Source organism: Aliiglaciecola sp., assembly GCF_039982535.1.
In the GTDB taxonomy this organism is placed as follows: Bacteria; Pseudomonadota; Gammaproteobacteria; order Enterobacterales; family Alteromonadaceae; genus Aliiglaciecola.
On sequence record NZ_JBDWYG010000008.1, the window covers coordinates 1 to 13347 of the forward strand.

Genomic DNA, 13347 nt, shown 5'->3' on the forward strand with positions numbered 1-13347 from the left:
GATGTTTACCTCCGCGCAGCATATACTTTTAAACATCACGACTCCCATTGGCAAAGTGAAAATGAGTTTATTCAAACACTAAAGCCCACGTATGAAATTCAATCCTTGGTAAATCAAATTGACGTAAGTAAGTGTCTCGCAGTTCACGTTAGAATGGAGGCTGGAAAAGGACTAGACCATAATACATATGATGCAGTAGAAAACTGGACACAGGAAGGACACGATCAGTTGCATTATTGGCGAGAACAAAGTCATTTTTCAAATTTCATTAAAAGAATAGATCAGTTGTTTGATGAAAATGAAGATCTTGAAATTTTTCTAGCAACTGACCTAGAAGAAAATTATAAGGTATTTGAAGATTATTATGGTAAAAAATTGAAGTATTTAAAAAGAAATGTTTTTGATCGTTCAGAAGTGCAAATTAAGTTTGCGCTTGCTGATGCAATTTTGTTAAGTCAGTCTAAAAGGTTATTAGGAAGTACTTGGAGCTCTTTCAGTGAGCTAGCTATGAGGTTATCAACAAACTACTCATCTATCGAAATGAGTGGAAAGGATTTTTAGGAATATTATGAAAAAAATGTTTGGTATAGAGCAGAGTTTATTTTTGCCAGAAAGGGTTGCTGTTATTGGAAGTTCTCCCAGCCTAATGAAGAAAGAGCTCGGCAGCGAAATTGATAGCTTTCAGGCAGTCTTTAGATTTAATGGTGCGTTAACAAAAGGATTTGAAAGGAACGTTGGTTCGAAATCAGATTATATTTGTTTGGGTTTAGATTTAGCATATTTTTCAAATTATCCCTTTATTGGCCCCGTTGGCAATGTAATAACAACAGACTCTCCCAATCGTTATCAAAATTCACTTATTCTAAAAGCGCTAAATATTGATACAAAGTTCATAACTTGGAGTCATGAAATTGAGCGCGCTTCGCTTAATCGTCAACATGAGAACTATTTGCACCTAATAGCTTGTTTAAATTCTGAGGATGTATTTACTTGGTGGCCGGAAAAAACCGAGCAGGAAGTCAAAGATAATTACCAGGGAAATAGAATTCTTGAGGAATATGATATAGATCCTTTGCTTTGTTCAGGAAAAGGCATGAGAACAGGATTTAGAACGGTATTAATGTTGGTTAAATCAGGGGTGAAACCTTCTTTGTTTGGATTTGATGTTGATGAAAATATTAAGTCTGCAAGGCACTACTATGATAATTTTACTAGCGATAATTTTGATGAACATACAGCACATGACTTTCGAGGTGAGATGGCCGCTTTAGTGGAACTTCGAAATAAGAAATTGATTACAATATCAGGATAAACTTATGAAAATTTTAGACTGTACTCTTCGTGATGGTGGGTACTACAATTCTTGGGACTTTCCCCTCGAACTTACAAATAACTACTTAAGCGCAATGACTGCGGCTGGGGTGGATATTGTTGAGCTGGGTCTTCGCTCTTTGATAAACAAAGGATTTAAAGGAGCAAATGCATTTACAACTGATAGTTATATTAATTCGCTTAATGTACCAAGTGAATTGAAAGTTGCGGTAATGATAAATGCAACTGAAATAGTCGGAGATGTAGATCAAAATGAGGTGTTATCAAAGTTGTTCCCAAACAACGCAGAACATTCAAGAGTCGACGTCGTTCGTATTGCTTGCCATGTTCACGAGTTTGTAAATGCATTACCTGCTTGTACTTGGTTAAAAAAACGAGGGTATCTAGTAGGCTTTAACTTGATGCAAATAGCCGATCGGTCTCAAGAGGAAGTTGAAGGTTTGGCATTGGAAGCTGCAAAATATCCCATTGATGCTTTGTATTTTGCGGATAGCATGGGGAGTATGAACCCCTCTCAAACGAGCAAAATTATTAGCTGGTTACGTAAATATTGGAAAGGTGCCATGGGTATACATACTCATGACAACATGGGCTTGGCGCTACAAAATACCATACAAGCTATTGACGATGGTGTTACTTGGTTAGATGCCACTGTTACCGGTATGGGAAGAGGTCCAGGTAACGCGCGCACTGAAGAGTTAGTTATTGAAATAGCGGATAAGAGAAATCAAACTATTGATATGGTTCCTTTGATGGGGATTATTGCTCAATTCTTCCAGCCAATGAAAAATAAATGTGGTTGGGGCTCAAATCCATATTATTATCTTTCGGGTAAATATGGAATTCACCCAACCTATATTCAAGAAATGTTGAGTGACTCACGATATGACGAAGAAGATATTTTAGCAGCAATTAATCATTTAAAAGTTGAAGGCGGTAAAAAGTTTAGTGCCAATACACTTGATGCGTCTAGACACTTTTATCAAGGCAACAGCAAAGGCAGTTGGGAACCAAAATCTGAACTTTCTGGAAGAAGTGTTCTTATTTTAGGGGCTGGTCCTGGTGTTGCGGCCCATAAACTTGCAATAGAAAGTTTTATTAAGACGGAAAAGCCCGTGGTAATCGCGTTGAATACACAATCTTCAGTTTCTCAAGAATTAATTGACTACAGAGTTGCATGCCATCCAGTCAGATTGTTAGCGGATTGTGCTGCCCATGTTGAATTACCACAACCTTTGATTACACCAGCATCTATGTTACCGCCAGATGTTTTACAATCTCTTAATGGAAAGAAATTGTTAGATTTTGGTCTAACAGTACAACCTTCATCATTTGAATCAGGAAAGTTAGCCGCAGTGTTACCTAATTCACTGGTTATAAGCTATGCTCTAGCCATTTCAAGTAGTGGCAATGCTAACTGTATTTATTTAGCCGGATTTGATGGTTACGGTGCAGGAGATCCTAGAAGTGAAGAAATGCAAAATACTTTAGATCTTTTCAATAAAACTCAAAATATTAAAGTTATGTCCGTTACACCAACAACTTATCGCATCCCTACATCGTCAATTTACGCGATGCAGGAGTCATAATGAAAACTGTTGTTTTAATTCCTGCACGATATTCTTCAAGTCGCTATCCGGGTAAACCACTTGTTCCTCTGCTTGGCAAACCAATGATCATTTGGGTTGCTGAACTGGCTAGTGAAGCTGTGGGTAAAGAAAATGTTTACATTGCGACCGAAGATTCGCGAATTTCAGAAGTTGTAGAGCAGGCTGGTTATAATTTTGTAATGACTTCAGATAAATGTTTAACGGGAACGGATAGACTTGCCGAGGCTGCTGAACAGATTAATGCTGATATCTATATTAATGTTCAAGGGGATGAACCCTTAGTTAATCCAAGTGATATCCAAAAAGCTATTGATGCAAAAATCAATGACATGTCTTCAATTATCAACGGATATTGTTGGTTGTCAGAAGACGAAGAGCCAACTAGTGTTAATATTCCTAAGGTTATTACAACTGAAAATGATGTATTAATTTATATGTCTAGGTGTGCATTACCTGGCTTCAAAGACCCACAAAATGCTCCTAAAGGTTATAAAAAACAAGTTTGTATTTATGCCTTTAGTGCTGAAGAGCTTAAAATGTATCAATCTTTTGGAAGAAAAAGTGAATTGGAGTTTAGTGAAGATATTGAAATTTTACGCTTCCTAGAGTTTGGTAAGCGCATTCAGATGTATGAAACTACACCGGGAAGTTTAGCTGTGGACGTTCCTGAAGATGTGGCACCTGTTGAAAAAGCATTACAAGCGTTGCACAAATTATGAAACTACCATTATCTGAATATAAAACAATAATATTTGATTGTGATGGTGTGATTTTGAACTCTAATAAGGTCAAAACTCAAGCGTTTTATTTGGCAGCTCTACCGTATGGGGAGAAGGCTGCTAACAAGTTGGTTGAATATCATGTCGCTAGAGGTGGTATTTCACGTTACAAGAAGTTTGAGTGGTTTATCGAGACGTTTCAGAGTGAAGATAAAACTAACCGGTTACAAGAGTTATTGGATAATTATGCTAAGTTTGTTCTAGATGGATTGATGAAGTGTGAGATCGCCAATGGGTTAGCTGAATTGCGCCAAAAAACTCGTAAAGCAAGATGGCTAGTGGCTTCAGGAGGAGATCAAAACGAGTTGCGAGATGTTTTTTCTTCTCGGGGGATTTTCGAGCTATTTGACGGAGGAATTTTTGGAAGTCCCGATAGTAAAGATACTATCTTAGATCGAGAGATTTCTAATGGGAACATCCTACAGCCTGCACTTTTTTTAGGTGATAGTAAATATGATCATGTTGCATCAAAACGGGCGGATTTAGATTTTGTCTTCGTAAATTATTGGACAGAATTTAGAGGTTGGGAACAGTATTGTGATGAAAACGCGATAATTGTTCGATCATCTTTAGAGTCGTTATCACTAGTAAAGAGTTAAATTATGAAGAAAGCATTAATTACTGGAGTAACCGGACAAGATGGCTCTTATTTAGCCGAGCTATTATTAGAAAAAGGTTATGAAGTTCACGGTATTAAACGTCGCGCTTCATTGTTTAATACTCAGCGTGTAGATCACATTTATGAAGATCCACATGTTGAAAATGCTAACTTCAAGTTATATTACGGCGACTTATCCGACTCGTCTAACTTAATCCGTATTATGCGTGAAGTTGAGCCTGATGAAGTCTACAACTTAGGTGCACAGTCTCATGTTGCTGTTTCATTTGAAGCACCAGAATACACTGCAGATGTAGATGCTTTAGGTACCTTGCGCCTGTTAGAAGCTATTCGTTTCTTAGGGTTAGAAAAGAAAACTAAATTTTATCAAGCCTCTACTTCAGAGCTTTACGGTGAAGTGCAAGAAATTCCACAAAAAGAAACCACACCATTCCACCCTCGTTCGCCTTATGCCGTGGCGAAAATGTACGCTTACTGGATAGCAGTAAACTACCGTGAATCTTATGGTATCTATGCTTGTAATGGTATTTTGTTCAACCATGAGTCTCCGCGCCGTGGTGAAACCTTCGTAACACGAAAAATTACCCGTGCTATCGCCAATATTGCCCAAGGTTTAGAAAAGTGTTTATTCCTAGGAAATATGGATGCATTACGTGACTGGGGTCATGCAAAAGACTACGTTCGTATGCAATGGATGATGTTGCAACAAGACAAGCCTGAAGATTTTGTTATCGCTACTGGCAAACAAATTTCAGTACGTGAATTCGTCCGTATGTCTGCAGCAGAAGCGGGTATTACTCTTGAATTTAGCGGCGAAGGTGTAGATGAAGTTGCTACAGTAACTGCAGTTAGTGGTGATGATGCGCCAGGCGTTAGCGTAGGTGACGTAATTGTTAAAGTTGACCCTCGTTATTTCCGTCCTGCAGAAGTAGAAACCTTGTTAGGCGACCCTTCAAAAGCTAAAGAAAAGCTTGGTTGGGTGCCTGAGATCACAGTAGAAGAAATGTGTGCTGAAATGGTTCGCAGTGATTTGGATAAAGCTAAACAACATGCCTTGTTGAAAGAACATGGTTATTCAATGGCCGTTTCCAGAGAGTAGGCGTGTGTGCTGTAGAATTTGGATAGTTAAATAGTGGCGGAGGTAACCTTGAATAATTAGGGTTACCTAGCACTAATTTTTGAGGTGCCAATGCAAAATAAACTCGCTAAAGACGGTTTTATTGGACCGTTTTCGATAGAAAATGACATGCTCCTAAATAAAATGATTGCTGAGCTTGATGGAGTTGGTGAGGCATTCAAGAATCTACATATTGATAACGAAAACTGTCAAAAATTAATTTCTGACAATACTATCTCTGCTAAGATTCAAGCGTCGTTTGGGGGGAGTCTGAAAGTTTGGCGAACGAACTGCTTTAAAAAAACAGATGGTTCAGGTGAAGTCAAATGGCATCACGATCGGCACTTTGAAAATTCCGATGATGAAATAGATTTCAGTAATTTAACCAATCATTTTTCGATTTTAATCGCTTTGACTGATATCGATGAAGCGTCTGGAATTATGGAGTTTATTCCAGGCTCTCATTTACAGCAAGAAGGTTATACCAGGGACACTCGTCCGTATCATAAGCGTCCATTAAATGAACATTTTTTGAATGTTCCAGCGGACTTAATTGAAAAACGTATCACCATCCCATTAAAGCGTGGTGAGTTTATGTTATTTCATTCTGGGTTGTTACATCGAAGTTTACCGGCATTAGGGAGTAACGTTAAACGATATTCAATGGTCGCGCGTTTGTGCGTTAGTAACACCGTTATTCCACCAGAATTGGCAGCTGAAGATGAGATATTTGACTACCCAATTAAATCCTTAAGAAACTCTCCACTACAGAATTTAGTAGCAGTAGTAACTGGCGGAAGTAAGGGGATTGGAAAAGCAATTTGTAAGCACTTGCTGGAAAGTGGTTGTAAAGTTGCGATTTTAGGAAGAGACGCACATGCTTTAAATTTAACTTTACAAGAGTTTCACTATGTTTATGGAGAACACAATGTATTAGCATTGAAAGTTGATGTAAGTGATTATTCGAGTGTGGAAAAAGCATTTTCTGATGTGAGTTTGTCTTTCGGACAAATTAATATAGTGTTTGCCAATGCTGGCATTAATGAGGCAAAAGACACAGTAGAAAATTTATCAGCTGAATCTTGGTTTTTACCATTAGAATCGAATGTTAAATGTACCTTCAATACCTGTAAAGTAGCAATTGAATATCTAAAAAGTAAAGGTGGAAATATTATTACTATAGGTTCAGGTATCGGGCATGTTGGGTCTGCTGGCTCGTCATCTTACGCTTCAGCTAAAGCTGTAAATTGGATATTCACTAAATCATTAGCAATGGAGTTGATTAAATATAACATAAATGTCAATGAGTTAGTTCCTGGCCCAGTTAAAACGCAAATGAACCCCACAGCGGAAGGAAGCTTTTGGAAAGAACCAGACGATGTTGGCCCTTTGGCTGTTATGCTAGCTAGTCAAAACTTGTTGAATGGTGCAACCGGTCAATCTTTTAGCTTAAAGCGGATATGACGATAAAAAAGCAACTATTGTTTATCTACGAGACTTAAGTGGTTAATAGTCATAGGGAAATGTACTTTAGTTTTAAATGTGCCAACATATAAAGTGCTTAAATAATCAATCACATCAATTTACTCAACCAAATTTTTCTTAAAACATTAAAAAGTAGATATTTTGCGAGATTTACTAAAACCAAATAAAAAGCTGGTACTTAATTGCTCTAAGCTAAACCAAAAGCAAGTTGATTTGTGGCTTGAACTTTTAAGCTGGTTTAAAGAAAACGTCAAATTACAATTTGACGTTTTCTTGCTGAGTATCGAGAAAGATAATTGCAAAGTAGTCTCTGATGATTTTTTCATTATTGATGACTATCAGATAGATTTTAGTCAAAGCTCAGCCTTCTTATTTGATAGTAAAACCTTTACTCAGAATTTATTAGTTCAATTTGATACTCTTCACCTACTGCCTCAGCGGGAACCTAAATTCATAAACCATCTATTTTTTCCATTAATGGAAAACGATAGATTTTCGATTAATCGAAATTTAAAGCCTTGGCACCCAATTTGTACTCTCATTACTTCAATGTTTAATGGGGATGAATACAAAGAAGCATTTCTTGAAAACACTGCGAAGTTTGAAGAGCTTCAAAATATCGAAACATTTGTTTTTCGTCCCAAGTCTGATGGTCAAGAGCATTTAAACTTAATGAGTTTTGGTGAAGACAACACATCGCTAATTTATGTTTGGTTAGCTGTTGATCCTGGGCTATATGATGTTTGGAACTTAGGCGTTAGGTTAAGCTCTTCGTCTTTCTGTTCAAATGCAAATATTGATGACAAACGCAGCTCTGAGCATGTCGTTGAATTGGTTGATGTATTAACGAAAAACCAAGAGGTTGATGCAGCTAGCACCAGTCTTCGAGTGACTGATGTTAAAAATCAACCTTGGAATGACTCTAATCACAACGAGGTTTGGTATAAGCCGAAAGTACCTGAAGTGTATGACATTGAAAAACTGGCGAAATTTAATCATAAAAGTCAGAAGATAGTATCTCAAAATATCCCCCATTGCATGCCTGTTTGGCGCACAAAGGTTCACCGCGAAAATGGTTACTTTAAAGAAAGCCGTTTTGGCCCCTCGTCAGATTGGGAATTTTGGCTTCGATGTGGGGTGAATGGCAGTAAATACTATCTTTTGAACAAAGAGTTAGGTTTATATTACCGAGCTCCAAATTCGTACTGGAGACGTAATCCAGAAGCAAAAAATTATGATGATTTGATTGTAAAAGAGTATTTTGTTGGGCGACGTAAACGTTCTATACCCTTAAGCCAGAATTTAAAGAGTTTGCAATTAATAGCCATTGTCTGCGCATTTAAACAAAATGATTTTTGGGTGGGATTTGGGCTTCTTTACAAGTTTTTGAGAAAAGAGTCTATTAAACATCAATTCCAAAAGGAGTTATTGGAAGCCTTATGTGAATCAATATTAGAAACTGATTTTCAGTATTTGATTGACTGCACAATTAGACTTTTGCCGGTTTCAAACCTAAGAGATACTTTCTTTGATTTTATTGGATTTTATTTGCGAGGTTTGAATCAGCAAGATATTACTGAAAACCTATTTGCCCGCCTATTGATTCTGTCTGACAAAATTATATCCTCTGAGGACGGCACTTTAGGGTGGATGATAAAAGCGAAAGTACATCACCAAAAGGGCGAGTCACAACTTGAAAACGTTTATTTAAACAAGGCTTACAGCACCGACCACTATAAGTTTTGGTGTAACATAAATCGTATTTATGGGTTAGAGGAAAAATTATCTTACTTCTTGGATAGAATAGATAAAGCGCCGAAAATGTCAGATTTTTCTTGGTTAACACCTAATCGCACTCTTTACTATTTGCCAGATTATAGTGAAGGTAACCCTTATCAAAAATTACTTTATCAAAACTTTAAACAGTTTGGTGTTGAGGTTAAGGGCTTGTCAGAATCTGACAGTAAAAACTTGGATTTATCGCAATTTATTAATGGTGATGTTTTACATATTCATTGGGTAAATATTTTCTTCAATAATCAAACTACGGATACCTTAACTGTTGTACTTGATGATTTTTTAACTAAATTGAGGCAGTTAAAGAAAAAAGGCGTGAAGGTCGTTTGGACAGTTCACAATCGTCAGAATCACGATCAGTTAGACCTTGATGTAGAGTATAAATTTCGAAAGGAATTGTCTAACTTGAGTGATGTTGTTTTACTTCATCATCCACTCATAGAAATGGAGATAAAAGACTGGTTAGGTGAAAATGCCAACATACAAATAATTGAACATGGGCATTATCAAGAAGTTTATAAAAATACGATGTCTAGGTCTGAAGCACGAGATATTGTTGGTGTAGGTTCAAATAAGTTAGTAATCACGACTTTAGGTAAAATTAAAAAATACAAAAGCTTGGTTGATAAACTCAGAGTTTTTAAAGAGTTGCTCAATGAAAATAAAGGTTATTTGAGCTACGTAATTGCCGGGAAAGTTTTTTGTAAAGAAACATTAGCTGAAATTAAATCAATAGATAAAGGCGACTTTGTATTAGTGAACAAGTTTATTGATGATGATGATGTACAGTTATATCTTAACTCCGCAGACTACGTGCTTCTCTCGTATCGTGACATTTTAACTTCAGGTGGCTTTTTTCAAGCAATGTCCTTTTCAAAAAGCGTATTAGCCCCTAGTTTAGGTACCCTTAATTATTATGTGGTAGATGGAATAAATGGTTATAAATATAGTAGCGATGAAGAGCTCAGTAAAATCCTAATCGAATTACACCCCCACCGTAAAAATGTGCAATTTACTAAATGCTTAGTTAATTGGCCTTCTTTTTAATCAATTTTAAGTAAATTTTACTAAAGTTTTTGAAAGGAGCTAGTAATATCGCCGTTAAGTTCGCTTAGCTAGTTCTTTGATAAAAAATTTATTTGTCACCGGCAATGCAAAACTGCCCCACTAACGGTAATTTAAAATTGACCCACCTGAGGCACAATCGCAACTGATTCTGAAAATGAAGAGGCGGCATGGATGCAATGTTAGATCAGGAGTCATTGATGGATATACATGTGTTACATCGACAAGGTTACAGTATTCGAAGTATTAGCCGCCAACTAGGCATATCACGCAATACCGCGCGCAGCTATTTACGTGATGCGGCTAAATCGTCCAAATATAGCCCTCGCACAGCGATGCCATCATCTCATTGGATACTGGTTGCTTTTCTATTTAGAGAACTTCAAACTCAAAGGGTATGAGGGGCAAGAAGGATTGATGGAGATGCAGTTCAAACCGATAAGCCAAGAGCCTTTGGTGCGTTTTGAAACTGCACCAGTTCAACAGATGCAAGTCGAATTCCCACCATCAAACGCGGCAGGGTCAAACTAAAACGGTTTGCCGCTACATTGGGATATAACCGAGCCAGTTATGTGTGTTTTCGTGAGTATGAGATTCAAGATGGTTTTGGCTTTAGATTGCGCGCATGTCGTAAAACCTACGGTAAGATCGAACGCTTCAATGTCTACCTAAAACAAAGCTTCATCACGCCATTGGTAGCCACAATGAAGCTGACTGGACTTGAGGCTGACGTCGATATTGCTAATGGGCAAATCGGACAGTTTATACTTGATGTCGCGCACCAGCGTATTTGACTTTCCAGTTGCAGTAGTTTGTATCTGAAATATCGCATTCACGGCAGACTTCTCTAAGAACTCCTCGATCTGTGACTCTGTGTAACGGGATTTTTTCCTCAGAAGTTCTCCTAATTGGTTCAGTTTACGCCGAAGATCTCTAAAAAGGTATGTCGCTAATTTAGCGAAAATTTACAATATTACACTAGATATTTTAAATTGAGAGGTAGTTAAAAATTCTTAATAATTACTATTATTATACATTGATTTCTGGCAGCAAACGTTCAATTGAGATTGAGAAAGAATTCATTTATCTAAGTCATTCGTTTCGTTAACTCTGAAAGGAAAAAATGATATGTCTGCTCTGTAAAATGGAATGGGGCTAATCCCCATTCGTGTTCTAGGTCTGCTTTTATTATTCCGTCAGGATATTCAATCATTGCTTCTTTTCCGAAAGCATTTTGCAATTTTGAATATGCGAAATTTAAATAATTATTGCTTTCAACGATTTTAGCAGCTGAATCGATAGTCTTATTTCCAGTCGCTTGATAAAAAACACAATTTACATAAACTTGTTTTAACTTTTGTAATTTGTATATCTGCCTAAGACGATTCAAACCTGTGTCCCAAAGGCTTTGAAATTCCTTAGAACCATGTCCAATAATCCGGCTAATGTATTCACTACCTTTAGATGCTTTTTTATACTCTGAAGATATAGTGTGTGCTGAACCGTCGTCAAGTACTTTCAAATCAAACCTATCATCAATTAAATCAATTATTAGAATATCATTATTCGCGTTCTCAAGACTATGCCAAAATCTTTTGGTCATATCCCTTTCTACCATTCGTTTCTGAAATTTCGATTGGATATTATTCAAAATCTCAGGAACCTTTTTGGGTTTCATTGACAGAGAGGCAAGGCTGGTGCGCGCAGTATAGTCGATTAAGTTAAAGTCAGTTTTTAAATTGAAAGCATCACGGGTTACACAACTTCCTAGAATTCTTATATTATTAAGCAATATTTCCCCCTAACTAAAATCTTTTGCAAGTTCTGCCGCACCGACTAAATTTGAGCTTTTCATATTTAAAAATTTTTGTTTGTAATTTTGCAACGGGCCGGTTCCGTCAGGATGCTTGTGAGCCTTTAAAAATTTATACGTTCCCTCTTTTTCAAAGGTATCATCGGTGCGCTTAAGAATACTATCAATTGCGCGCTCAGAGCTTTTATAATCACCCTTTTCAAAATAGAGGGTAGATAGCACTAATAAGTAAAAAAGATTGTTTACGTCGAAGCTACAGGCTTTTTCAAGAAGTCTAATTGATTTATCTAAACCTACAATATTTCTATAGCTAAATACTAAATGCCAACAAGCAAAAGCATTTTGAAAATCATCAAAGTGCCTGAGTTCATCTGAGTTTAAGAATTTGAGTATGTGGTTTGCCATTGCGGTAGCGTTAAAATAGTCTTCTGGAGAATTTATATCGCCACTACCAATTAACGCTGACAACTGGGAAAACCCACTACTTCCAGAAAAAATCTTATTGCTTCTGGACATTAAAACCATATCAAAAATGGCTAGTTGCATACTGCTAAATTCACATACGTCCGCTCTATCACCAAAATAAAAAGCGTTGAATTTGTCTGCAAAGTACCTACAGACTTGCTTGTTTTGACCAAAAATTAGAACATTAATATTAGTATTTTTAAGCGAGGAAATAATATAGTCAGCTTGTGCATGGGAAATGACCTTACTTGTATATCTGTCGCCATGCCTATAACGGCCATAAACGATGTCCCCACCTCTGAGATGGATAGATACCACGTTAGCCGGCAACTCTAGGCTTTTAGCTAAATTAATAGCTTCATTAATGTTTGCACTGAACTCTATTTTACTAAAAGCCTTCGCATAGGCTGAGGATGAAATGTAATTTTTCAACTCCGGAATTTGGTTATAGATACTTCTCTGTGAAACTCTAATAGCTGGTTTTTTTTCTAAACTTCGGTTGAAAAAATTAATTCTTTTATCTAGCTCATGAATATTATTGGGTAATGTTTCGACAACGTGTTTTTCATAAAATGCGGGCGAGAAGGTGCTATCGGCTTCTGTTACTGCATGTGATTCCCCTAGGTTAGGTGGGTTCGACCAGGTGAACTTAAATTCAGTATTATATAAATCGGATAACACAATTGCATTTAGCAGTGACTTTAAACGCTCTCCTAAACCATCGTTTCTGGATGAATAAAATACAACATTGTTTTGGTTTTGAGTTAAATCAGGTTTCTTCCCAATTAAAATATTTACTCGCTTCAAATGCAGCGGCATTTTAATGGATGAAACTAAGCTTAATTTTATGAAACGGGACGCAATTTTGCCTTTAAGTGGCAATATTAAGGGCATAGAATCTGGAAGGTGGCCAAAGTGAAGTTCACCTTTATGTAAGGGTTTATACTCTATGCTGTCGCTTGAACATTCCACTGATAATCGTGACGCTATTTCGTCGAAGGGTTTCTTGCTCCTATTTTGGATAATAATGTAGGCTGGGTAACATAGTTTTTCTAGATCAATTATTAACCAAGGATTTAGTTCAGGGGCCGTATGGTTAGCAAAATCTCCTTTATTGTCGATTAATACTTGTCTAGCATCGTCTTCCTTAGACCATTTAGAGGTAGAGCTTTGTTGAGCTGAACATTTGCTCGATATATCTATAAGATTTTCAGCTTCGCAAAGCTGTTCAATAAAATTATTTAGAAATTTCATCGAGCCTAATA

The 13347-nt window shown here is 36.9% G+C and carries 12 protein-coding genes; 10 read left to right on the top strand and 2 right to left on the bottom strand.

Annotation, left to right across the window (positions count from 1 at the left end):
- The 10 genes from ABJV04_RS01340 to ABJV04_RS01385 form a co-directional block, all read left to right on the top strand.
- Window positions 1-561: hypothetical protein (locus ABJV04_RS01340; RefSeq protein WP_348489311.1), on the top strand; the 561-nt coding region annotated here is incomplete at its 5' end.
- A 7-nt stretch (window positions 562-568) separates the two neighbouring features.
- On the top strand, window positions 569-1312 hold the full coding sequence (locus ABJV04_RS01345; RefSeq protein ID WP_348489312.1) for a glycosyltransferase family 29 protein: 744 nt from the start codon (window positions 569-571) through the stop codon (window positions 1310-1312).
- Window positions 1313-1316: 4 nt separating this feature from the next.
- A complete protein-coding gene (locus ABJV04_RS01350; protein ID WP_348489313.1) occupies window positions 1317-2921 on the top strand; it encodes an aldolase catalytic domain-containing protein in 1605 nt (534 codons plus the stop codon).
- Window positions 2921-3661, top strand: coding sequence for a 3-deoxy-manno-octulosonate cytidylyltransferase (locus ABJV04_RS01355; RefSeq protein WP_348489314.1), 741 nt, complete (start codon window positions 2921-2923; stop codon window positions 3659-3661). Before ABJV04_RS01350 ends, ABJV04_RS01355 begins: the two co-directional genes overlap by 1 nt.
- Window positions 3658-4320 carry an HAD family hydrolase gene (locus tag ABJV04_RS01360; protein WP_348489315.1) on the top strand — a complete coding sequence of 221 codons (663 nt, stop codon included), beginning with the start codon at window positions 3658-3660 and terminating at the stop codon, window positions 4318-4320. The genes ABJV04_RS01355 and ABJV04_RS01360 overlap by 4 nt, the downstream gene beginning before the upstream one ends.
- A 3-nt stretch (window positions 4321-4323) precedes the next feature.
- A complete protein-coding gene (gene gmd, locus ABJV04_RS01365; RefSeq protein WP_348489316.1) occupies window positions 4324-5439 on the top strand; it encodes a GDP-mannose 4,6-dehydratase in 1116 nt (371 codons plus the stop codon).
- Between the two features lie 90 nt (window positions 5440-5529).
- Window positions 5530-6921, top strand: coding sequence for an SDR family NAD(P)-dependent oxidoreductase (locus ABJV04_RS01370; RefSeq protein ID WP_348489317.1), 1392 nt, complete (start codon window positions 5530-5532; stop codon window positions 6919-6921).
- Window positions 6922-7083: 162 nt separating this feature from the next.
- Window positions 7084-9786: a hypothetical protein gene (locus ABJV04_RS01375; protein WP_348489318.1), complete on the top strand. Its 2703-nt coding sequence runs from the start codon at window positions 7084-7086 to the stop codon at window positions 9784-9786.
- 188 nt (window positions 9787-9974) lie between these two features.
- Window positions 9975-10205 (top strand): hypothetical protein, encoded by a 231-nt coding sequence (locus ABJV04_RS01380; protein ID WP_348489319.1) that lies wholly within the window; start codon window positions 9975-9977, stop codon window positions 10203-10205.
- A gap of 147 nt (window positions 10206-10352) precedes the next feature.
- On the top strand, window positions 10353-10598 hold the full coding sequence (locus ABJV04_RS01385) for a hypothetical protein (RefSeq protein ID WP_348489320.1): 246 nt from the start codon (window positions 10353-10355) through the stop codon (window positions 10596-10598).
- A 293-nt stretch (window positions 10599-10891) separates the two neighbouring features.
- Here ABJV04_RS01385 and ABJV04_RS01390 read toward each other — a convergent pair whose 3' ends face one another.
- Both ABJV04_RS01390 and ABJV04_RS01395 read right to left on the bottom strand, forming a co-directional pair.
- Complete coding sequence (locus ABJV04_RS01390; RefSeq protein WP_348489321.1) at window positions 10892-11596, bottom strand: DUF6270 domain-containing protein; 705 nt, start codon at window positions 11594-11596, stop codon at window positions 10892-10894.
- Between the two features lie 9 nt (window positions 11597-11605).
- Window positions 11606-13336: a hypothetical protein gene (locus ABJV04_RS01395; RefSeq protein WP_348489322.1), complete on the bottom strand. Its 1731-nt coding sequence runs from the start codon at window positions 13334-13336 to the stop codon at window positions 11606-11608.
- Window positions 13337-13347: the final 11 nt, after the last annotated feature.